Annotated in this window: 19 protein-coding genes; 12 read left to right on the top strand and 7 right to left on the bottom strand. The window is 66.7% G+C overall.

Features of this window, described 5'->3' with window-relative positions:
• Positions 1-68: 68 nt before the first annotated feature.
• The 3 genes from ACW179_RS15830 to ACW179_RS15820 all read left to right on the top strand — a co-directional run bounded on the left by ACW179_RS15830 (position 69) and on the right by ACW179_RS15820 (position 4,385).
• Positions 69-2,054 (top strand): serine hydrolase domain-containing protein, encoded by a 1,986-nt coding sequence (locus ACW179_RS15830; RefSeq protein WP_492060424.1) that lies wholly within the window; start codon positions 69-71, stop codon positions 2,052-2,054.
• Between the two features lie 175 nt (positions 2,055-2,229).
• Complete coding sequence (locus ACW179_RS15825; RefSeq protein ID WP_492060423.1) at positions 2,230-3,993, top strand: class I adenylate-forming enzyme family protein; 1,764 nt, start codon at positions 2,230-2,232, stop codon at positions 3,991-3,993.
• 26 nt (positions 3,994-4,019) lie between these two features.
• Positions 4,020-4,385, top strand: a complete 366-nt coding sequence (locus ACW179_RS15820) for an iron chaperone (protein ID WP_492060422.1) — start codon at positions 4,020-4,022, stop codon at positions 4,383-4,385.
• Between the two features lie 31 nt (positions 4,386-4,416).
• Here ACW179_RS15820 and ACW179_RS15815 read toward each other — a convergent pair whose 3' ends face one another.
• Positions 4,417-5,901 carry an amidase gene (locus ACW179_RS15815; protein WP_492060421.1) on the bottom strand — a complete coding sequence of 495 codons (1,485 nt, stop codon included), beginning with the start codon at positions 5,899-5,901 and terminating at the stop codon, positions 4,417-4,419.
• Between the two features lie 99 nt (positions 5,902-6,000).
• Between ACW179_RS15815 and ACW179_RS15810 the strand changes: the two genes are divergently transcribed.
• Positions 6,001-6,732 carry a TlyA family RNA methyltransferase gene (locus ACW179_RS15810; RefSeq protein WP_492060420.1) on the top strand — a complete coding sequence of 244 codons (732 nt, stop codon included), beginning with the start codon at positions 6,001-6,003 and terminating at the stop codon, positions 6,730-6,732.
• A 90-nt stretch (positions 6,733-6,822) separates the two neighbouring features.
• On the opposite strand, the gene ACW179_RS15805 is transcribed toward ACW179_RS15810, so the two are convergent.
• The gene (locus ACW179_RS15805; protein WP_492060419.1) at positions 6,823-7,449 is read right to left on the bottom strand and encodes a hypothetical protein; all 627 of its coding nucleotides are present in this window, start codon (positions 7,447-7,449) and stop codon (positions 6,823-6,825) included.
• A 282-nt stretch (positions 7,450-7,731) separates the two neighbouring features.
• On the opposite strand from ACW179_RS15805, the gene ACW179_RS15800 reads away from it, so the two are divergent.
• The 3 genes from ACW179_RS15800 to ACW179_RS15790 all read left to right on the top strand — a co-directional run bounded on the left by ACW179_RS15800 (position 7,732) and on the right by ACW179_RS15790 (position 11,220).
• Positions 7,732-8,961, top strand: coding sequence for a class I SAM-dependent RNA methyltransferase (locus ACW179_RS15800; RefSeq protein WP_492060418.1), 1,230 nt, complete (start codon positions 7,732-7,734; stop codon positions 8,959-8,961).
• A gap of 7 nt (positions 8,962-8,968) precedes the next feature.
• Positions 8,969-10,021, top strand: a complete 1,053-nt coding sequence (locus tag ACW179_RS15795) for a class I SAM-dependent methyltransferase (RefSeq protein WP_492060416.1) — start codon at positions 8,969-8,971, stop codon at positions 10,019-10,021.
• Positions 10,022-10,194: 173 nt separating this feature from the next.
• Positions 10,195-11,220: an acyltransferase family protein gene (locus ACW179_RS15790; protein WP_492060415.1), complete on the top strand. Its 1,026-nt coding sequence runs from the start codon at positions 10,195-10,197 to the stop codon at positions 11,218-11,220.
• Positions 11,221-11,329: 109 nt separating this feature from the next.
• On the opposite strand, the gene ACW179_RS15785 is transcribed toward ACW179_RS15790, so the two are convergent.
• Positions 11,330-11,881 carry an SRPBCC family protein gene (locus tag ACW179_RS15785; RefSeq protein WP_492060414.1) on the bottom strand — a complete coding sequence of 184 codons (552 nt, stop codon included), beginning with the start codon at positions 11,879-11,881 and terminating at the stop codon, positions 11,330-11,332.
• A gap of 1 nt (position 11,882) precedes the next feature.
• Positions 11,883-12,968, bottom strand: coding sequence for a PA0069 family radical SAM protein (locus ACW179_RS15780; RefSeq protein ID WP_492060413.1), 1,086 nt, complete (start codon positions 12,966-12,968; stop codon positions 11,883-11,885).
• A gap of 79 nt (positions 12,969-13,047) precedes the next feature.
• On the opposite strand from ACW179_RS15780, the gene ACW179_RS15775 reads away from it, so the two are divergent.
• Positions 13,048-13,542 (top strand): glycosyltransferase, encoded by a 495-nt coding sequence (locus ACW179_RS15775; protein WP_492060412.1) that lies wholly within the window; start codon positions 13,048-13,050, stop codon positions 13,540-13,542.
• Here the strand turns inward: ACW179_RS15775 and ACW179_RS15770 are convergent.
• Together ACW179_RS15770 and ACW179_RS15765 are read right to left on the bottom strand one after the other, a co-directional pair.
• On the bottom strand, positions 13,517-15,112 hold the full coding sequence (locus ACW179_RS15770) for a lytic transglycosylase domain-containing protein (RefSeq protein WP_492060411.1): 1,596 nt from the start codon (positions 15,110-15,112) through the stop codon (positions 13,517-13,519). The two genes, ACW179_RS15775 and ACW179_RS15770, sit on opposite strands and share 26 nt — an antisense overlap.
• A gap of 44 nt (positions 15,113-15,156) precedes the next feature.
• On the bottom strand, positions 15,157-15,972 hold the full coding sequence (locus ACW179_RS15765) for a uracil-DNA glycosylase (protein ID WP_492060410.1): 816 nt from the start codon (positions 15,970-15,972) through the stop codon (positions 15,157-15,159).
• A gap of 165 nt (positions 15,973-16,137) precedes the next feature.
• Here ACW179_RS15765 and ACW179_RS15760 point away from each other — a divergent pair, with 165 nt between their 5' ends.
• The 4 genes from ACW179_RS15760 to ACW179_RS15745 all read left to right on the top strand — a co-directional run bounded on the left by ACW179_RS15760 (position 16,138) and on the right by ACW179_RS15745 (position 21,277).
• On the top strand, positions 16,138-17,811 hold the full coding sequence (locus ACW179_RS15760; protein WP_492060409.1) for an electron transfer flavoprotein-ubiquinone oxidoreductase: 1,674 nt from the start codon (positions 16,138-16,140) through the stop codon (positions 17,809-17,811).
• Positions 17,812-17,958: 147 nt separating this feature from the next.
• On the top strand, positions 17,959-19,686 hold the full coding sequence (locus ACW179_RS15755; RefSeq protein ID WP_492060408.1) for a tetratricopeptide repeat protein: 1,728 nt from the start codon (positions 17,959-17,961) through the stop codon (positions 19,684-19,686).
• A 44-nt stretch (positions 19,687-19,730) separates the two neighbouring features.
• Positions 19,731-20,621 (top strand): 4-(cytidine 5'-diphospho)-2-C-methyl-D-erythritol kinase, encoded by an 891-nt coding sequence (locus ACW179_RS15750; protein WP_492060407.1) that lies wholly within the window; start codon positions 19,731-19,733, stop codon positions 20,619-20,621.
• Complete coding sequence (locus ACW179_RS15745; RefSeq protein ID WP_492060406.1) at positions 20,618-21,277, top strand: peptidylprolyl isomerase; 660 nt, start codon at positions 20,618-20,620, stop codon at positions 21,275-21,277. The genes ACW179_RS15750 and ACW179_RS15745 overlap by 4 nt, the downstream gene beginning before the upstream one ends.
• Here ACW179_RS15745 and ACW179_RS15740 read toward each other — a convergent pair.
• Positions 21,274-22,077, bottom strand: a complete 804-nt coding sequence (locus tag ACW179_RS15740) for a lipid II flippase Amj family protein (RefSeq protein ID WP_492060405.1) — start codon at positions 22,075-22,077, stop codon at positions 21,274-21,276. The genes ACW179_RS15745 and ACW179_RS15740 overlap by 4 nt on opposite strands.
• Positions 22,078-22,176 lie beyond the last annotated feature (99 nt).

The raw sequence follows: 22,176 nt of genomic DNA, 5'->3' as shown, positions 1-22,176 counted from the left end.
ACTGCAACCTGAGTTTGCTTCGCTCAACCTGATTGACTAGGCTTGGTCAATCAGGGGGAGGGCTCGCCATGCGCCTAGTGCCGATCTTGCTGGCGTTGTTCACCTTTTACGCTGCCCCTTTGCAGGCACGCGAGGTGACAGCCGTGCCGTCTCTTTTGGCCGCCGATACGGTCACGTCGACCGTATCGGGAGTCACCTTCACCGCTCCGTCGGCATGGACGGCACATGCAGAATCGCCGGCTGTATGGGTGCTGTCGGCACCTGAACCTGACAGTCGACTGGCTGTCGTCGAGGTGGGGGCCGCTTCTGACGCTAGGGAAGCGGCCGCCAAGGCCTGGAAGCTCTACCGCCCGGAAGCCAACCCGACCTTCAAGCTGGCGACGCTTCAGGCCCCCCAGAACGGTTGGGAAGAGCGGCAATTTCTTGAGTACGATACCCCGCCGAATGCCTTGAGAGCCACACTGGCGATTGCCCTGCGGGTTGGCTCGCAGTGGACGGTGCAGATCCTGGACAGCCAGGAGGCCGTTGCCGACAAGCGCTGGGCCGCGATTGACCTTGTCTTTCAGAGTGTCAGGCCCAAGGGCTACACGCGCGAAACCTTTTCCGACCGTCGGGCGCATCGTCTGGACGCGGCGCGGATCGCACAGATCAAGTCCTTCGTTGAAACCAGCATGCGGGAACTTGGCATTCCGGGCGCTGGGCTGGCTCTGATCGATCACGGGCAGGTCGTCTATGAAGGCGGGCTTGGCGTGCGGAAACTGGGTCGATCCGAGGCCGTCGACGCCCATACCCGGTTCATGATCGCGTCCAATACCAAGAGCTTTTCGACGCTTCTGTTGGCCCAGCTGGTCGACGAGGGGCGATTGAATTGGGATCAGCCCGTCATCGAGGTCTTTCCTGCATTCAAGCTGGGGAGTCCCGAGGTCACGAAAAAGGTGCTCGTCCGCCACCTGGTCTGCGCCTGCACAGGCTTGCCGCGAAAAGACATGGCGTGGAGTTTCAACACCCGTCCGGACACGCCGGCATCCGTCACATTCGATCAGCTCGCTACCACCGAACCCACGAGTGGGTTTGGCGAGGTGTTCCAGTACAACAATCTCATGGCCTCTGCCGCTGGCTACATCGGTGGCCATATCGCCTATCCCGGGATGGAGCTGGGCGCGGCCTATGACGCCGCTTTGCAGCAAAGGATTTTCAATCCCCTTGGGATGGCAGACACGACCTTCAGCATGCCCGAGGCGCTGGCCGGCAACCATGCTTCGCCCCATGGAGTCGATCTGGCGGGCGCGACCGTCGTGGCGAGCATGGATTTCAACGCTTCCGTGCTGCCCTATCGACCTGCAGGCGGCGCATGGTCGTCGGCCCATGACATGGCCGCCTATGTCCAGAACGAGCTTGCACAGGGTCTGCTGCCCGACGGCAAGCGGCTCGTCTCGGCCGGCAATCTGCTTGAACGCCGCAAACCCGGTGTGTCGACGGGTGAGAACATGGCCTACGGCATGGGTCTCGAAACCGACAGGACCTGGGGCGTAGAGGTCATCCATCATGGAGGTAGCCTTGTTGGCTACAAGTCCGACTTCATCATCGTCCCAGATGCCGGGGTCGGGGCTGTGTTGCTAACCAATGCCGACCAGGGCGGAGCGCTTATGGGGCCCTTCATGCGCCGACTGCTGGAGGTACTCTATGATGGCAGGAACGAGGCGTCTCAGGAGGTCTCCACTCGGGCTGTCGCCCTGCAGTCGCGAAATGCTTCCGGGCGCGAAGGGCTGAGTGTTCCCCCGCCCGAGGCTCTGGTTGCCGCTCTGGCGGCCCGCTACGAGAACCCGGATCTGGGCCATATCGATGTCTCGAAGGACGCCTCGGGACTCCTCTTTGATTTTGGAGGGTGGCGGTCGCATGCCGGTTCCCGCCAGAACCAGGACGGGACGATTTCCTTTGTCACCATCGATCCAGGAATTGGCGGCGATCAGTTTGTGGTCAGCGAACGGTCGGGGCGTCCGGCGCTGATCCTGCGCGACAGCCAGCACGAATATGTCTACGTCGCGCGCCCCTGAAGCGTGATCAGGCCCGGGTTTGCGCCACAACACCTTCTCAATCGCCTGCTGGCCAGGCCTAACTTATCAATGTTCCCTTACGATCAAACGGGCGTTTGCATCACGCCTCAGCCTGTGCTTTCTCGCTCGTGAACGCGCTCATTGAATAAGGGCGCGACCATACCGGGAGAGTAACATGACCCAGGCACAATCCGCGCCGACCCCCGCCTCGATTCCGTGGCCCGCCATGTCGGTCCAGCAGGCCTATGCCCTGATCACCCAGCCGGGCACGGCGGGCGAAATGGAGGAGATCGAGATCCGCGGCGTCAAGACCCGGGTCTGGAAGAATGCCCCGCCGACCCTGCGCGACACCCTGCTGGTCGGGCGCACGCACGGCGAGAGGGTTTTCCTGATCCATGAGGACGAGCGGGTCAGTTTCGAGGCCTTCTATCGCGCCGTCACTGTTTTCGCCGCCGATCTGGAAGCCAAAGGCGTCAAGAAGGGCGACCGGGTCGCCATCGTCATGCGCAACCTGCCTGAATGGCCGGTCGCCTTCTATGGTGCCCTGTCGATCGGCGCGATCGTCACGCCGCTGAACGCCTGGTGGACAGGGCCGGAGCTGGAATACGGCCTGCTGGACTCAGGCGCCAAGACCCTGGTGGTCGATATCGAGCGCTATGAGCGCATGGCCGAGCATTTCGACAACTGCCCCGACCTGGAGCGCGTCTATGTGAGCCGCGCCAGGGAAGAGATCGCCCATCCCTATGTCACGCGTCTGGAGACCGTGATCGGTTGCCCCAACGATTGGGCCGCGCTTGAGGAAAAGCCGCTGTCCACAGCGCCGATCGCAGCCGATGACGACGCGACGATCTTCTACACCTCGGGCACGACAGGCAAACCCAAGGGTGCCATCGGCACCCATCGCAACGTCAACAGCAATATCTTCGCCGCCGCCGCCGCCGGGGCCCGCAGCTTCCTGCGACGCGGCGAGGCACCGCCCCAGCCCGATCCCAGCCTGCCGCAGAAGGGCTCGCTGATCTCCGTGCCGTTCTTCCACGCCACGGGCTGTTTCGCTGTGCTCAATCCGTCGCTGTTCGGCGGTGCCAAGATCGCCATGATCCGCAAGTGGGATCCTGACAAGGCCATGCAGCTGATCCAGGACGAGCGTCTGACCTCGATGGGCGGCGTGCCGACCATCGCCTGGCAGATCATTGAGCATCCCAATCGCGAGAACTACGATCTGTCGTCCATCGAGGCCGTGGCCTATGGCGGCGCGCCGTCGGCGCCCGAACTGGTGCGCAAGATCAAGGAAGTCTGGCCCAAGGCCGCCCCCGGCAACGGCTGGGGCATGACCGAGACCTCGGCCACGGCCACCAGCAACTCGGCTGAAGACTACGAAAACCGTCCTGACAGTTGCGGTCCGGCCGTGCCCGTCACGGACCTGAAGATCATGACCGTCGAGGAGCCGCACCGCGAGCTGCCGATCGGCGAGGTCGGCGAGCTGTGGTGCAAGGGCCCTCAGGTGGTGCGCGGCTACTGGAACAAGCCTGAAGCCACCGCCCAGACCTTCATCGACGGCTGGGTCAAAACCGGCGACCTGGCGCGTCTGGACGCGGAGGGCTTCTGCTTCATCATCGACCGCGCCAAGGACATGCTGATCCGGGGCGGCGAGAACATCTACTGCATCGAGGTCGAGAACTGCCTCTACGACCACCCTGCGGTGATGGACGCCGCCCTGGTGGGCATCGAACACAAGACCCTGGGTGAAGAGCCGGCGGCCGTGGTTACGCTCAAGCCGGGGGCCCATGCCACCGAGGCCGAACTGCGCGCCTTCGTCGCCGACCGTCTGGCGGCCTTCAAGGTGCCGATCAAGGTGGTGTTCTGGCACGAGACCTTGCCTCGTAACGCCAATGGCAAGATCATGAAGAACGAACTGAAAAAGGTGTTTGTGGAGGGCTGATCCAGCCCTCCCGGGAAGGGGGCGACATGGTTCAGTCCAAGGCGCAGACCGTCGATGACTTCCTGCTGGAGGTCTCCGACGAGCGCCGCCCGGCGCTGGAGCGGCTCCGAAGCCTCTGTCTGGAGGCCTTCGGAGCCGAGCATGAGCGAATGGCTTTCGGCATGCCGGCCTATGGCGACCCGAAGACCCCATGGATCGCCTTCAACAGCCAGAAGCAGCACATCGCGCTCTATGCCGGTCAGGACGCGATCGCCCGGTTCGGCGCGAGCCTGGGCAAGGCCAGTTTCGGCAAGGGCTGCATTCGCTGGAGCAAGCCCGACGCCATGAAGTTTGAGATCATCGCCGACATCGTCGCCGACGTGAAGGCGCGCATGGCCCCGGCCTGTGGGTAACGGCCCCCGCATCACACGGGGGCCGTCGGCCTTAGAGAGACGTCGGGGGCTTGCGGTGCGCCCAGGGCTGGGCCGCCTCCAGCTGATAGGCTAGCTCGAACAGCCGCTTTTCGCTGCCGATCCGTCCTGCGAAGTGAACCCCGACCGGCAGGCCGTCGGCCGTCCAGTGCAGGGGCACGCTCATGGCGGGAGCCCCGGCGACATTGTGCAGCGGCGTATAGCCGACATAGGACAGCAGCCGCGCCTGCAGCGTCTCGAAGGTCACATCGCCGCTGACGAAGCCGAGATCGGCCGGTACATGGCCCAGCACCGGCGACAGGATCACGTCATAGCGGGTCAGCCAGGTATCATAGGCCTTGGCGGCGGCCTGCAGGCGCGCGACGGCTGCGGCTATGTCGCCGGGCTTCAGGCCGCGCACCAGCTCCGCCATGCCCAGGGTGAACGGCTCAAGCACCGAGGCGTCGGCCGCGCGCCCCATGGCCTTGCTGACCCCGGCTGCCAGTTCGGCCGCACCGGTTGACCACAGGGCGGTGAAGTCGCGCCCGAACTGGTTCCCATCGATGGGCCAGTGGGTCGTCTCAACCTTGTGTCCCAGGCTCTCCATCAGCTTGGCGGCAGACTCGACGGCCAGAACGACCTCGGGGTCAGGAAGAAATCCTGTGCCGGTCTCCATCAGGAGGCCGACCTTCAGGCGACCCTTGCCGGGGCCGGTGACCACGCCGATCGGGGCGAAGCTCGACCCGGCCTCGGTGTCCTCGCTGATCGCAAACAGAGCGGCGGAATCGCGCACGCTATGGGAGACGCAGTGGGCGACAGAGAGGTCTATGCCCTTGTTGTTGGGGCGTCCGTCGAGCATCCGTCCACGCGAGGGCTTCATGCCAAACAGCCCGCAGTTGGCGGCCGGGATACGGATTGAGCCGCCGCCGTCGGTGGCATGGGCGAAGGGCACGATGCCGGAGGCTGTCGCCGCTGCGGCCCCGCCCGACGAGCCGCCGGACGAGTGCCTCAGGTTCCAGGGATTGCGCGTCGGCAGGAAGCCCATCGGCTCGGTGGTGGGCAGGAAGCCGTATTCCGGGGTCGACGACTTGCCAATCACGATCAGGCCGGCGCGGTCATAGGCGTCGATAAAGGCGGTCTGGGCCTTGACCGGGCGGGCACCCAGCGAGCTGCGTGACCCAAACCGGGTGGGCAGCCCGATATAGGGATCCAGGTCCTTGATCAGGAAAGGCACGCCGGCAAACGGCCCGGTCATGCCGCCGGACCGTGCCTTGTCCAAAGCGCGATCAAAGTCCGAGGTGACGATGGCACCGACCTTGGGCTGGAGGGCTTCGGCCTTGCGAATGGCGTCCTCGACCACCTCGGCGGTGCTGACCTCCTTGCGGCGGATGCGGCCGGCCAGTTCGGTGGCGTCGGGCGTCCAGGGGGCGGGCGCGGCACCCTTGGGCTTGGCCTGCACCGATGGAGCGGCGGCGATCGCGGCCGAGGCGGCCAGCAGGCCGCGGCGACTGAAGTTCATGTTTACCCTCCCAGGCGACCGGCGTCTTGGCGCGCCGGTGAACGGCGTTCAGTTGATCCTGAAGCGACCTGGACCGCAAGTCCGTGCTAAACCGCGCGCATGACCCGTAGACGTGTAGATGTTCTGATGATGGAGCGCGGCCTGTTTGACAGCCGCGCCAAGGCCCGTGAAGCCATTGAGGCCGGGCTGGTGCGCGCCGATGGCGTTGTGGTTCTCAAGCCCTCGGAGATGGTCGAGGAGCACGTGTCGATTCGCGCCTCCCTGGCTCACCCGTGGGTCGGCCGCGGCGCGCTGAAGCTGGTCCATGCGCTGGACCTCTGGCCCATCGAGGTTGAAGGCAAGGTCGCCATCGATATCGGTGCCTCGACCGGCGGCTTCACCGAGGTGCTGCTCACGCGCGGTGCCGCCAAGGTCTATGCGGTGGATGTCGGGCGCGAGCAGCTGCATCACAGCCTGGTGGAGCATGAGCGAGTGGTGGACCTGTCGGGCACCGACGCTCGCATCCTCGACACCAGCTGGATCGAGGAAGATCCCGACATCATCGTCAGCGACGTCAGCTTCATCTCGATGACCAAGGCCCTGCCGGCGGTGATGGAACTGGCCGTGTCCGGCACCGAAATGGTCGCGCTGATCAAGCCGCAGTTCGAAGCCGGCCGCGAGCACGTCGGCAAGGGCGGGCTGGTCAAGGATCCCGAGACCATCGCCCGCGTCCATCGCGAGATCATCGCCTTCCTGGAAGAGGCCGACTGGACGATCATGGGCCAGGCCGAGAGCCCGATCCGGGGCGGTGATGGTCAGGTCGAAGGCCTGATCTGGGCCCGACGCCAATAGAAAAACGGCCGCTGGCGAAATGCCGGCGGCCGTTTAGTTCATCAGCAAGAGGCCAGCCTGTTCAGAGACTTGGCGAGGACTCTTGAGGCCTTAGTCCACGACCTGATAGCGGCCGGCGGCGTCGGGGCAGACCCGAACAAAGCGCTTCTGCACCCGGCCGTCGGGCAGATAGATCGGGCTCTCGGCCAGGGTGCAGCCGTTGACGTCCGGCCCGCGGTCGGTGACGCGATAGCTGTCACGGCGATGGGCATCGCGGTCGGCTTCGCGGCGGGCTTCCTCATAGCGTGCATCGCCATAGCGGTCGCCATAGGTCGGGTCGTCATAGCCGGCCCGGCTGTCGACGGGGGCGCTGTCGCTTTCGTTATAGGCCGAGGGCGGCGGCGGGGGCGGGGGAGCCACGCCGGGGGTGCAGGCGGCCGACTTCTTGCCGATGCTCGAGCCGATCACCGCGCCCAGCAGACCGCCCAGCACGGCACCTTCGGTCCGGGCGCCGTTGCCCGAAATGCCACTGCCGATGGCGGCGCCGATGCCCGCGCCGGCCAGTCCGCCGCCCGTGCCCCGGTTGGTCGTGCTGCGGGCGCAAGGGTCGTAATAGGTCCCGGAGTTGTCATAGGCCCCGTAGGTCTGGCGCGGCGCTCCGTAAGCTTGGGCGCTGGCCAGGGTCGGGAGGAGGGCGCCGCTGACAATGGCGGCGACGGCGCACAGAGCGGTTTTCATCTTGGGGGTCCTGTTGGTCATGTCGCGTGTCTTTCCCAGTCGGGCGTGTCTTTTTTCTGTCGCTCGCCAAGCCTGGCGCTGCTGACCGGTGAAGATTGCCCGCGCCAACATGAACGGTCGTTGAGCGAGGTGTTCATCTTCGTTCATGCCAAGCGCGCCATTTGCGGGTATGGACAGCCGGGCAGGCCCTTGAAGGGCCTCTGCGCCGCGCGGCCACACGGGCCGGCGGGCATGAAAGGGCTGGACCTTTTGAGGGTTCCCGCCGCGAGAATTGGATACGGAATGCGTGAACTGATCATCGACGCGGTCGGCGCCCAGGGCGACGGCATCGCGCGCGGCGAGGCCTTCGTGCCCCTGACCCTGCCGGGTGAGCGCGTCACGGCCCAGATGGACGGCTCGCGCGGCGAGTTGATCGAGGTGCTGGACGCCAGCCCGGACCGCGTCGCGCCGGCCTGCAAGCATTTCGGTCACTGCGGCGGCTGCGCGTTCCAGCACTGGTCGGCCGAGCCCTATCTGGCCTGGAAGGGCGATCAGGTGCGGTTCCAGTTGGCCCGTGAGGGCATCGAGACGCTGATCCTGCCGACCTTCGCGGCGCCGGCGGCCTCGCGCCGCCGCGTGGCCCTGCACGCCCGTGGCGGCAAGGGCGGTGTGCGTCTGGGGTTCAAGGAGCGCCGCTCGTGGAACCTGGTCAAGATCGAGCAGTGCCCGGTCACCGATCCGCGCATCGTCGCCGCCTTTCCCGCCCTGGCGCGTCTGGCCCAGCCGTTCCTGGAGCATCCCAAGTCCGCCCCAACCCTGCACGTGACCCTGACGGCCACGGGGCTGGATATCGACATCACCGGCGTCGAAGCCAAGAGCGGCGGCTTGTCGGCCGACGCCCGGATGCTGGCGGCGATGGCGGCGGGCGAGGCCGACTTCGCCCGCGTCACCCTGGCCGGTGAGGTCGTCTATATGGCCCGCCAGCCTATGGTGAAGCTGGGCTCGGCCATTGTCGGCCTGCCGGCCGGCGCCTTCCTGCAGGCGGTCCCGCAGGCCGAGCGGGCCATGGTGGCTTTCGCTGTCGAGGCTGCCCAGGGTGCCAACCGGATCGCCGACCTCTATTGCGGCGCCGGCACCTTCACCTTCCGCCTGGCCGAGATCGCCGCTGTTCATGCGGCCGACTCCTCTGCGCCGGCCATTGCCGCAATGAAGGCGGCTATCGGCGGCGCGCCGGGCCTGAAGCCCATCACTGCCGAGGCACGCGATCTGGTGCGCCGCCCGGTGCTGAGCACTGAACTGGCCAAGACCGACGTGGTGGTTATCGACCCGCCCCGCGCCGGTGCCCTGGAGCAGACCGTCGAGATCGCCAAGTCCAAGGTGGCGCGGGTGATCAGCGTGTCGTGCAATCCGGCCACCTTCGCCCGCGACGCTCGAATGCTGATCGACGCCGGCTTCACTCTGGATAAGGTGCTGCCGGTGGACCAGTTCGTCTGGTCGCCCCATATTGAACTGGTGGGCGTGTTTTCGCGGTGAGGCCAGGATGGACGGGCGACGTGACCGAGGTGCCTTTGCGCTAGACGCGGCGAGCCAGCGGGCTCGGGCCGCCGCCAAGGCGGCGTGGTGGAGCGCCGCCGGTGGCCTGGCGCGCGCCATCACCCAGCCCTCCCGCGGCGAGGCGGCGCTTAGCTTCAAGGCCGAAGGCCCGCCCGTCTCCAGCGCGCGACTGCGTCAGGTTTATCTGGAAGCCTTCGAGAAAGACGCTCACGACGTCGCCACTGGGCTCTATCCGGCTATGGACGACGCGCCGGCTCGGCCAGTGCGATCTGTGCTCCAGGCCCTGGACTTCCTGATCGACGCCCGAGTTGTGGATCAGCGCCGCCGCCGGGGTGATGGCGTCGAGGTCAGGTCTGAGCCGGAAACACAAGCCTATCCAAACTATTATCGACAGAACTTCCACTACCAATCGGGCGGCTGGTTCACGGCCGAGAGCGCCCGTCGCTATGACGCTCAGGTCGAGGCCCTGTTTGCCGGAACGGCCGGTGCCATGCGGCGGCGGGGTCTGTCCCTGCTGGCCAGGCACTGGCGCGGACGGGATCAGCGGGGCCTGAAGCTCGTCGATGTCGCCTGCGGGGCCGGCGGCTTTCTGCGCGACCTCAAGGCGACGTTCCCACGCGCCGCCCTGGCGGGGCTGGACCTGTCGCCGGCCTATCTGGCCAAGGCGCGCCAGCGCACGGGGCTTGGCGCGGTGCAGGCCAATGCCGAAGCCCTGCCGTTCGCCGACGCCTCGCTGGATGCGGTAACTTGCGTCTATCTGTTCCACGAACTGCCGCCGCGTGTGCGACCGGTGGTGGCCGCAGCCATCGCCCGCACGCTAAAGCCCGGCGGCGTTCTGGTGTTTGTCGACTCGGTGCAGCCGGGCGATGAGCCGGATCTGGCGCGCCTGCTGGAGGCCTTTCCGGCCTATTTCCACGAGCCCTATTATTCGACCTATGCCGAGACGGACCTGGCGGCCCTGTTCAGCGACGCGGGCCTGCGGCTGATCGGCGAGGACCGCGCCTTCCTGACCAAGGCCATGCTGCTGGAGAAGGTTTAGGACGAAGCGCGCGATAAACAGATCGCGAATTTCGCTCTAGCTTTCTGTTTTCGCATCGTTTTGGCGGAAAGCCGGGCTCCACTTTTCCGCACGATGCTCTAGCCGCTGGACGGCCGCCGCTGCGCCCGGCACTAAGCGGGCGAGCGGGGGCGTATCGGGCTTTGGGTCTTCGGGTGCAACAGGGGCGGCGGTACGAGGCGCTGGACGGGCTGCGTGGGCTCGCCGCGTTTGGCGTGCTGCTCTACCATCTGGGCGGCTGGACCAACCGGCCCTGGCTGCTGGCGCACGGCTATCTGGCTGTCGATTTCTTCTTTTGCCTCAGCGGTTTCGTGCTGGCCCATGCCTACGGCCAGCGTCAGATCGGCTGGCTGGGTTTCATGCGCTTGCGGCTGCTGAGGGTGTGGCCACTCATAGCGCTTTCCATGGCCGCCGGCGCCCTGGTGATGATCGGCCATCGGGACGGAATCGTTGGTTGCCTGCTGATGGGCCTGCTGGTCCTGCCCAGGATCTGGGTCTCGGACGAGGAGAGCTTCTCACCGCTTTTCCCTTTGAATCCGCCGGCCTGGTCGCTATTCCTCGAGTTGCTGGCCGGGGCGCTCTGGTTCCCGGCCCGGCGCCTGTCGACGTTGTGGCTGGTGCTGGTGATCGTCGTCTCGGGCGGCCTGCTGATCGGCATCGGCTATGGCATGGGCGGTGTGCAAACGGGCTGGGACCGCGCCACCTACTGGATCGGGGTGATCCGCACGATCTTCCCCTTCGCGCTGGGCTGGGCCTGCTATCGCATGCAGCCCTATCTGAGCTGGGCTCCGCCGTCCTGGGTTCTGGCGCTGGTGCTGGTCGCCGTGCTGGCCACGCCGCCGCTGCTGTATACGGCCACCTTCGATCTGGTGTGCGTGGCATTCGTATTTCCGCTGATCGTTCTGCTGGGCTGGCGTGATCCGACGGGCCGCGCCGCCATTCTGTGCCGGTTCAGCGGCGAGGTGTCCTATCCGCTCTACGCCCTGCACTGGGTGGGCTGGGAGCTCTTGCTGCGTGCTTTCCGCGCGGCCGGCGGACGAGGCTATCCGCTAGCCTTCATGGTCTGTGCGGTCGTGCTGATCGTGGTCGGAGCCTGGCTGATGCTGAAGCTCTATGACCTGCCGGTTCGGCGCTGGCTGACGGCGAAATTCGCGCCCAAAGGCCAAACACCGCACGCTTGATGTCGGTGCGCAGCATTTGACGCCAAGGCGACGAGGCTGGTCTTCAACATGGACAAGAGGGGCGGCGACTTCGAGGTCTCGGCAGGCGGTGGCGGAGGGCTGAAATCCGCTACAGCGCCAGTGTTCTGTTCAACCGGTCCAGGAGCTGACGCCAGCCGGTCTTTCGCCGCTCCGGACCGTCCGCACCGGCCAAGAACGCGCCCTGATGCGTGCAGGTGAGGTGCGTTCCGGCCTCGATGGGGGCCAGCGTGATCGTCACCAGCGACGCCGAGATGCGTTGGCCGCCCAGGGCCATGGACGAGGCCGAAACGATTCGACGGCCGGGCTGCACGTCCAGATAGGCCGTCTCGCTGGTCAGGAGCATCCCTTCGACCGGACCGCCCGCCGTGAAGCGGTAGCGTGCTGTTTCCAATCCTCCCACCCGGAAGTCCATCTCGAAGGTCTCGACCTCATGGCTGGGGCTTTCAACGAACCAGGCGCGCTTGCGCTCGGGACCGGCGAAGGCGGCGAACACCCGGTCCGGGGGCGCTGTGCAGGTTTGCTCAAGCACGAAGGTGTCGTGAATAACCTGCGTGCCCTCCATCGGGACGCGCGGGATGAGCAGGGCGAGGACCTCAGCCATCCGTTTGAGCGGCGCGTCGGCAAGGACAGCGGCCTGCATTCTAGAACAGGCTCATCTGGTCGCCGGCCCTCGGCGGAACCCTGAAGGCAGCGACGTCCATGCGCTGCAAGGGCGCGTCCAGACCAAACTTGCGCCGGGCCATCTCAAAGCGCTGGCTCATCACCTCGGCCACGGGGCCTTCACCGGTCATCCGCTTGCCCCATTCCGAGCTATAGGCTGCACCGCCCCGCATCTGGCGCATCAGCGACATCACCCGTTTGGCGCGGTCGGGATGGTCAGTGGCCAGCCATTGCTGGAACAGGTCGTTGATCTCCAGCGGCAGTCGCAGGGCCACATAGCCGGCCGAGGTGGCACCGGCCTGGGCCGCGCGCTCCAGCACCGCCTCCATCTCGTGATCGTTCAGCGACGGGATCGAGGGCGCGAACATCACCGTCACCGGTACACCGGCCTCTGCCAGTTGGCGGATGGCGTCGATCCGGCGCTCGGGCGTGGCGGCGCGCGGCTCCATGCTGCGGGCCAGCTTGCGGTCCAGCGTGGTGACCGAAACCGCCGCCCGCGCCAGCCCCGCCTTGCCCATGGGCCCCAGAATATCCAGGTCGCGGCTGATCAGGGCTGACTTGGTGATGATCGAAAAGGGGTGGTTGAACCGGCTCAGGGTCTCCAGCACCGCCCGGGTGACGCGGAGGGTCTTTTCCTGCGGTTGATAGGGGTCGGTGTCGCCGCCGATATGGATGACCTGCGGCTTGTAGCCGGGCTTGGAAAGTTCACGCTCCAGCAGCCTTCCCGCCTCCGGCTTGAAGAACAGCCTGGACTCAAAATCCAGGCCCGGCGACAGGCCCAGATAGGCGTGGGCCGGACGGGCATAGCAATAGATGCAGCCGTGCTCGCAGCCCCGGTATGGATTGATCGAGGCGTTGAACCCGATGTCGGGGCTGTCATTGCGGGCGATGATCGTCCTGGACTTCATCGGCTGGATGCTGGTGGTCAGCGGGCGCGCCGCCTCGTCATCCTCGGTCCAGCCGTCTTCGAAGGCTTCGGAGCGGAAACTCTCGAACCGGCCGCTGTCATTGGTCCTGGCGCCACGACCCTTGAGGGCGACACGGTTGAGGTGGGCGGGCGCTGGCATGGGCGCAGCCTAGCGCGATGTTTCGAACAAAACAAGAACGACCCTTGACCGAATGGGCGGGGTGTCGTGAAGCAAGGCCATGATCACCGTCGTCATCGCCACCCACGACAGCGCCCGCCTTCTGGGGCCCTTGCTGTCCAGCCTCGTGCCCGCCGCCATTGACGGACTGGTGCGCGAGGTCGTGGTCGCGGATGCGGGGTCTACCGACGGCACGCTGGAGATCGCCGAGGACTGCGGCGCGCGGATCGTGCGGGTCGGCGGTGATGTTGGAACGCGGCTGGTGGCGGGCTGCGCCGCGCCGCGTGGCGACTGGCTGCTGGTGCTGGAACCCGACGCGGTCCTGCCAGAGGGCTGGCGCGCGACTGTCGAGAAGCACCTCGCCGGTGGGCCCGACAGGGCAGCGGCGCTGCCGGTCTGGCCGGGTCAGGCCTGGGCTCGGCTTCTGGGTCTGGAGCGACTGCAGGGCCTGCTGATCTCAACCCGGCTCTATGGCGCGCTAGGGGGCTTCAGGCCGGGCGACAAGGCCCTGACCGGGCTGGCGCGGATGTCTAGGGCGCAGCGACTGCGCTGGTAGCCTGCTGGTCCAGGCGGAAGTCGATTTCGCGCGCGCCCAGGGCTACGGCGTCCAGGGTGCGGGTTTCGGCCCCCAGCAATCGGCGATAGGTCCAGTACGAGGCCATCACCTTTTCCACATAGTTGCGGGTTTCCACCGCCGGCAGGCTCTCGATCAGCAGCAGGCTGTCGCAGTTGGCGCCCAGCTGGGCCTGGGCCTTGAGCAGGGTTCCGGGCCCGCCATTATAGGCCGCGACGGCGCGCAGGACGTCGGTGCTTTGCAGGCCACGGTCCATGAGCCAGGTGAAATAGTCCTGGCCGACCCGCAGGTTGAACGAGGGGTCAAACAGCGGCGTATTGTCGGCCAGCAGCTTGTCATCGCCGGCGGCGCGGGCGGCGGCGATGGGCATCAGCTGCATCAGGCCTACGGCCCCGGCACCCGAGACGGCCATGGGGTCAAAGCGGCTTTCCTGACGCACCAGGGCGTAGACCATGGCCTTGTCGATGGTGAAGCCGCCCCTGGGCTCCAGCGGGGGCAGGGGATAGTCCTCCGACCCGACCCGGCCCACCGGCCGTCCGGCGTTCAGCGGTGCGCGGGCGTTCAGCGCCAGGGTCAGGGCCATCCAGTCGGCCCGCACCTTTTCGTCGGAGGCCAGGGACAGGCCGGCGCGCAGTTCCTGGCCGGCCTCAATCCAGCGATCAATCTGGGCCAGGGCGGCGGCGCGGCGGGCGCGGGCGTCGCTGTCCAGCAGGTGGCTGAGCGAGGCGATATCGGGGCCGTCATAGCTGACCCGGGTGATCAGGGCGGCGATCGGATCATCGGGATCATCGGCCAGCGCCACCCCGGCCAGGGCCAGTTGGCGGGCGGCGATCATGCCATAGAAGGTGTTGGGCGCATGGGCGGCCTGGATCAGCAGGTCGCGGGCGTCGGCCTCATTGCCGATGGCGCTGGCGGCCCGGGCGGCCCAGAAGGCCCCGGCAGCGCGCAGCCAGTCGTCCTGGTTCTCGTCGCGGGATACCTTTTCGAAATAGCCTTGCGCCTGGGCATGCTGTCCCAGGCGGTAAGAGGCCAGGCCCGCAATCCAGCGCTCGTTGCTGGCCTGGGCCAGGGACAGAGCCTTCTTCACGTCGCCGGAATAGTAGGCCTCGCGCGCCGCGCGGCCCTTGTCGGCGGGCGGAGCGCTCTTGTCGCCGGTGACGAACAGGGCCGGGGCCACCGGCGGCGCAACCTTGGCCGGCTTGCGCTTGACGGCCAGGGCATAGACCCGGTCAGCGCCGGCCTCTTCGCCATAGGTCTCAAGCCAGCCGGTCAGGTCGTCATAGGCGGCGGTGTAGGCGCGTGGGTGCATGATCCGGGCGAAGCTCAGTCGCCCCGCCAGGCTCTTGTCGCGGGTGTTGGCGAAGGCGACCTCGGCGGCGTCGAAATCGCCGCGCTCGGAGGCCTGGAAGGCTGCGCGATAGAAACGGGCGTCGTCTTTGGACAGGGGCTCGAGGCTGCCCGCCTGCACGCCGGGCGCGGCGCACAGACAAAGAGCGAAGGCCGCAAGGACGGCCAGAAGGCGAGCTATGAGCTGCAATGCGTATCCGCGCATCCCCGAAGGCCGCGCGTCCCCGTTCCGACTGGTCGCGCAGAGTCCTAGTGGGGACGGTCCGGGCGATCAAGCCTTTCGGTTAGGGTTAAGAGGTCCTGCCAGGCTTTCTTCTTGGACGCCGGTTGTCTGAGCAGAAACGCCGGGTGCAGGGTGGGAAGCGCAGGCAGCTCCATGCTGCCGTCGGCTGACGTCCATTCGAACCAGCGGCCACGCAACGACAGGATCCCTTCCTCGCGCTTGAGCATCGCCTTGGCCGAGGCACCGCCGATCAGGAGCAACAGCCTGGGTTTGACCAAGGCCACGGCGCGCTCGACGAATGGCGCGCAGACGGCCTGTTCCTGCGCCGTGGGCGCACGGTCGCCGGGCGGTCGCCAGAATACCGTGTTTGTGATGAAGACCCGGTCGGTCAGGCCGGCGACCTTCAGCATGCGATCCAGAAGCTGACCCGCACGGCCGACGAAGGGCTGGCCGGCGGCATCCTCATCGGCGCCCGGACACTCCCCGATGATCATCAGGGGCGCGTCGGCCGGTCCGCGCGAGACTACGGCCTGCCGGGCGCCCTGGGTTTTCAGGGGGCAGCCGGTGAAGGCGGCAATGGCAGCGGTGAGGCTCTCGATGTCCGGGCAGGCGGCTGCGGCGGCGCGCGCCTGCGCCACGGCGGCGGTGACGTCGGCCGAGCCCCCCGAGACCAGGACCGGGCGCAGCGGCGTGACGGGCTGAGGCTGACTCTTGGCGCGCAGCAGCGCCGCGCCCTCGGCCAGACGGTCGATCGGCGCATCCGAATAGGTCGCATCGACCCCCGCGTCCGCCCAGAAGGCGAGCAGGCTTTCGACGGCGCGAGGATCGACGGCGAGGCTCATGAGAGCATCCTTAGCGCGATCCTGGCCTGTCCTCCACGTTGCACCGCAACAAAAGTGGATGCTTTCTCTTGACCATCGTCACGTCACGTTCCGATAAGATGAGATTCAAACAGTCATAAGACGGGCGCCATCCAAGCAAGCGATGGCCCCGGGGCGGGAGATCCCATGAGCGAAGACCTCGAACGCGAGTCGATGGAATACGACGTCGTCATCGTCGGCGGCGGTCCCGCCGGGCTCTCAGCGGCAATTCGGCTCAAGCAACTGGCGGAAAAGGCCGGGACAGAGATCTCCGTGGCCCTGCTGGAAAAGGGCTCCGAGGTCGGTGCTCATATCCTGTCGGGCGCGGTGATTGATCCCAAGGCGCTGAACGAGCTCTTCCCCAACTGGAAGGAAGAAGGCGCGCCTCTGGAGACGCCGGTCACCAAGGACCGCTTCCTGATCCTGGGGCCGCAGGGCGAGATGTCCCTGCCGATGTTCGCCCTGCCGCCCTTCATGCACAATGGAGGGTGCTACATTGCCTCGCTGGGCAATGTGACGCGCTGGCTGGCCGGCAAGGCCGAGGAGCTGGGCGTCGAGATCTATCCGGGCTTCGCCGCTTCGGACATGGTCTGGAACGACGACGGTTCCCTGAAGGGTGTCGTGGTCGGTGTGGTCGGCATCGCCAAGGACGGTGAGAAGAAGCCCGACTACCAGCCCGGCATGGAACTGCACGGCAAGTACGTCTTCATCGCCGAGGGCGTGCGCGGCTCGCTGGCCAAGCAACTGATCGCCAAGTTCGACCTGTCGGCCGGCAAGTCGCCGCAGAAGTACGGCATTGGCATCAAGGAGCTGTGGCAGGTGCCGCCCGAAAAGCACCAGCCCGGCCTGGCCGAGCACACCACCGGCTGGCCGCTGGACGACAAGACCGGCGGCGGCAGCTTCATGTATCACTTCGGCGATAACTACGTGTCGATCGGCTATGTGGTGCACCTGAACTACAAGAACCCGTGGCTGTCGCCGTTCGACGAGTTCCAGCGCTTCAAGCACCATCCGTCGGTCAAGCCCCACCTGGAAGGCGGTCGCCGCATTTCCTACGGCGCGCGGGCCATCACCGAGGGCGGCTATCAGTCGATCCCGAAGCTGACCTTCCCGGGCGGCGCGCTGATCGGCTGCTCGGCCGGCTTCGTCAACGTGCCGCGCATCAAGGGCAGCCACAATGCCATGAAGACCGGCATGCTGGCCGCCGAGCAGGCCTTCAAGGCCATCGCCGCCGGTCGCGCCAGCGACGAACTGGTCGAGTATCAGGTCGCATTCGAGAAGAGCTGGGTCGCCAAGGAGCTCAAGGTCGTCCGCAACGCCAAGCCACTGCTGGGCAAGCTGGGTACCTTCCTGGGTGGGGCTGCAGGCATGTTCGACATGTGGTGCACCCACCTGACTGGCGGTTTCTCGGTCTTCGGAACGATGAAGCACGACAAGACCGACGCCGCCTCGACAGGGCTGGCCAAGGACTTCAAGCCCATCGTCTATCCCAAGCCCGACGGCGTGATCAGCTTCGACAAGCTGAGCTCGGTGTTCCTGTCGGCCACGAACCATGAGGAAGACCAGCCGGCCCACCTGACGCTGAAGGATCCGTCGATCCCGATCTCGGTGAACCTGCCCAAATATGGCGAACCGGCGCGGCTGTACTGCCCGGCGGGGGTCTATGAGGTGCTCTACAACGAGCAGGGGCAGGACCCGCGCTTCCAGATCAACGCCCAGAACTGCGTTCACTGCAAAACCTGCGACATCAAGGATCCGTCGCAGAACATCGTCTGGACCACGCCAGAGGGTGGCGGCGGTCCCAACTACCCGAACATGTAGGACGTTCCGGCCTCCCGATCGAAGGATTGGGAGGCCTCATCTTTTTGCGGCGCGGCTTGTCGACGAAGCCGGCGTCCATCTTCGTGGGAAGCGCTTTCCTGCGTGCTGATGCTTGCGGCGCGCGTCGAAACCCAACAGGGTGGCGGGATGCGTTTCAAAGTCCTTCTCGCCGCTGCGTCCCTGATCACCCTATCGGCCTGCGCCAGCAGGCAAGGTCCCGTCGTCCTGCGCGGCCCTTTGTCGTCAGGTGCCTCGGTGTTCGACGTTCGCAGTTCCTACGGGCAGTTCCTGGCCGGCCAGGCCGCACTGCGCGACGGCAATACGCGTGAAGCCGCGACCTATTTCGGCGTGGCCGGGGCACTATCCGACGATCCTGGCCTGATGTCCGAGCGCACCTTCACAGCCCTGCTGCTGGCGGGCGAGGTCAGCCGCGCCGCCGCGGTCGCGCCGCAGGGCGAAGACGCCAGCGAAGCGCTTCAGCGTCTGGGGGCCCTGACCCGGGTTGTTGAGTATCTCGCCTTAGGGAAAGGCAAGGACGCCCAGGCACTGCTGAACGCCGAACCGATCGGGTTCCCCCATCGCCAGATCAGCGCCTTGCTGGGTCCGTGGACCGCAGCCGCAGCGGGCGACGCCGAAGGCGCGATCGTGCAGCCCACCCTTCAGAACGACCGACTGGTGCAGTATTTCGGTCAACTGGGCCAGGCGCGCCTGTTCGAGCGCGCCAAGCGCTATGACGAGGCCGAGACCGACTACAAGGCCCTGACGGCGGCGACGTCGAGCACTGGCCTGTTCGTGCTGGATTACGGCGCATTCCTTGAGCGCCGCAAGCGCCACGCTGACGCTGTAGCGCTGTACGATGTGGCCTTGGCCGCAGACCCTACCGACGCCGGTCTGCAGGCAGCACGGCTCCGGGCCGTCGCGCGCAAGGCCCCGCCGGCCATGCCGACGATCCGTCAGGGCGCGGCGCAGAACCTGGTGGCCTGCGCAGCGACCTTCGCCAGCGAGCGGCAGAGCCAGTTCGCCATGGCCTATCTGCGGCTGGCCTTGCGGCTTGAGCCTGACCGCGAAGAGGCCTGGCTGCTGGTCGGCGACCTGCTGAACCAGAACGAGGATCGCGCCGGCGCCGTAGCCGCTTTCGAGAAGATCCCGGTCGGCTCGCCGCAGTATTCCGTCGCCCGCACCAAGCTGGCCTGGACCTATCAGCAGGCCGGAGACAAGGCGCGGGCCCTGGAGATCGCCCAGGGCGTCGCCCAGTCGGCGCCGGCGGATCGCGACGCCCAGCTCGCCCTGGCCGATCTGCTGCGCGTCAACGAGCACTGGGACGACTCGGTCAAGGTGCTGGACCCGATCATCGCCAGCGAGGCGGCGCGGCCCGACTGGCGCGTGCTGTTCCTGCGCGGCATCGCCCTGGAGCGTGGCGGACGTTGGGCCGAGGCCGAGGCCGATCTGCAGACCGCGCTGAAGGCCAATCCGGATGAGCCGGAGCTCCTGAACTTCCTCGGCTATTCGTGGGCTGATCGCAATGAGCGCCTGCCCGAGGCCCTGGTCATGCTCCAAAAGGCCGTGGCGGCGCGGCCTCAGTCGGGCGCGATGCTGGATTCGCTGGGCTGGGTGTATTACCGGCTGGGCGACTACAAGGCCGCCATCGAGAAGCTGGAAGAGGCTGTCGAACTGGAGCCCGGCGATCCGGACGTCAACGGACACCTGGGTGACGCCTATTGGCGCGCCGGCCGCAAGATCGAAGCGCGCTTCCAATGGACACGCGTGCTCAGTCTCGAGCCGGACGACAAGCAGAAGACCGAGGCGACGGCAAAGCTCAAGGACGGGCTGGACCCCATCGCTCCGCCGGCGACATCGACCGTTGCCCACAACTGAGTTATCGAGGCCGCCGTCCACCGTCCAGTTTTCGAGGGCCCACGATGCGCCTGTCCGCCTTTGCGCCGGCCAAGGTCAATCTGTTCCTGCACGTCGGCGGCCCAGACACCGAGGGCTATCACCCGATCTCAAGCCTGATGCTGTTCGCCGATATCGGCGATATCGTCTCGATGCAGGCCAGTGAGGCCCCGGCCTTTGAGACCACAGGACCCTTCGGGGCTGGCATTCCCGCAGGCGACGACAATCTGGTGATGCGCGCTGCGCGGGCCTTTCATGCCCGCGCCTCCATGCCCCTGCCGCCGTTCCGCCTGCTGCTGGACAAGCGCCTGCCCATCGCGGCGGGGCTGGGCGGCGGGTCCAGCGATGCGGGTGCCGCCCTGCGGCTGCTGCGCGACGCTCTTTCTCCCGATATGGCCGATTCTGACCTGGAAGCCGTGGCAAGCGGTCTGGGCGCTGACGGCGCGGCCTGTCTGTGGTCGCGTCCGGTGATGGCGCAGGGGCGGGGAGAGCGCCTGTCGCCCGCGCCGCGCCTACCGCCGCTGCATGCCGTGCTGGTCAATCCGCTGGTTCCATCGCCGACGGGCGCGGTCTATCGCGCCTACGACGCCGCTGTCGCGCCTGAAGGCGAGGCTCCGCCCTGGATGCCGGAAGACTTCGAGAGCCCAGAGGAGGTCGCCGCCTGGCTGGGCGCGGCCACCCGCAACGATCTTGAAGCGCCCGCCGCGGCGCTGGAGCCGCTGATCGGCCAGGTTCTGGTGACGCTGCGCGACGAGCCCGAAGTGCTGCTGGCCCGCATGTCCGGATCGGGCGCCACCTGTTTTGCCCTCTGCGCCGGCGACATCGAGGCCGAGGGCCTGGCCGAGCGGCTGGAAAGTCTGCGGCCCGACTGGTGGGTTCGCCGCTGCGTGCTGGGCGATGGAGAGGCTGTGCGATGATCAAGCGACGGCATCTGCTGGCCGCTGGCCTGGCCGCTATGGCGCAAGCCACTCTGGCCCGGGCTGCCTTGGCCCAGACCGCGCCCGCGCCGGGCGCTCCGGCGACAGTGCGGGTGGTGTTGGAAACCGGGCAGGGGCTGATCACCATCGAGCTCTATGTCGACAAGGCCCCGATCACCACGGCCAACTTCCTGCGCTATGTCGATCAGAAGCGCTATGACGGGGCCAGCTTCTTTCGCGCCTCGCGGGCACCGGGGCCGGTCGACTACGGGCTGATCCAGGGCGGCTTGCAGGGTGATCCCGCCAAGGTGCTCAAGCCCATTGCCCACGAGCCCAACAGCGTGACGGGCATCAAGCACACCGACGGCGTGGTCTCGATCGCCCGCAATGCGCCGGGATCGGCGACGTCGGACTTCTTCATCTGCGTGGGCGACGCCCCCTATCTCGACGCTGATCCGGCCGCGCCCGGCGACAACCTGGGCTTCGCCGCCTTTGGCCGCGTGGTCGAGGGCATGGAGGTGGTCCACAGGATCATCAACCTTCCAACGCCGGGCGTGGCGGTCAATCCGGTGATGAAGGGCCAGATGCTGGAGCCGAAGGTGCCGATCCTGCGGGCCCGCCGCGTGCCGATTATCGCGGCACCCGTCGTGCCCTAGATCATCCGGGAGATCACCGCCACGACGCCGGCTGCGGGAACCAGGATCGCCTGGGCTAGAACCGTGCCCGCGATCCGGCTGCCGGCGAACCAGACAACGGCGCGTCGGAAGGCCGCCTCGCTGACTTTTCCGTCCATCACGTCGTCGGTCATGATCGACAGGTAGGGGTCGATCAGCACGAAGAGCAGGATCGTCGCCAGGCCGTTGATCACGGACGACAGGCTGCTTGCGGTGACCCGAAGCTCGGGGTCCAGATAGCCTGCATACAGCGAGGCGAAGACGCCGACGGTCAGCAGGGCTTGCGCGAGCACGTTGAGCACGATCACCCGCATAGGAATGTCGATCCTCTGGCGAAGGTCCTTTAGGTGATCGGGCGAGGGCAATGTGACGGCGTCGCGGATGTAGGAGACCCCGCCCTTGGCGAAGGTGTGCATCAGCAGCTTGGGGACGGATCGGTGGACCTGGAAGTGCCCGACGGCGCGTGTGAATAGCCGCTGGAAGGTCGGGATTGCCAGGGCGCCTATTAGGGCAGCGAGGCTGGCGCTGGCCAAGAGCCACTGGAAGTCACGCAGCAGATGCTCGCCGGCACCCTTCATCAGGCCTGTCTCGATCCGCTTGGACAGGAAAGGCCCCTGAAAAGCGTTTGAGGCCCGCGATACGAGCACGAGCACATTGAAGAGCGCGAAGGACATGGCGATCCGTCGGGTGCGCACGCCTGCGATCCGCACGGCGTAGGCCAGGGCCCCAATCAGGTGGATCACGAAGGTCAGCAGGCACAGCAGGGCGAGTTGGGCGTCCAAGGTGTCTCTCCGGCGAAGCAGAACCATCATCGATCAACAGGGAGTTGCAAAGAGGCTGGACGCCGCAAAAAAGAAAGGGCGCGGAGCCAAGCTCCGCGC

The organism is Caulobacter sp. AVps18, from assembly GCF_058681425.1.
This window is presented reverse-complemented; position numbering and strand designations above follow the sequence as displayed.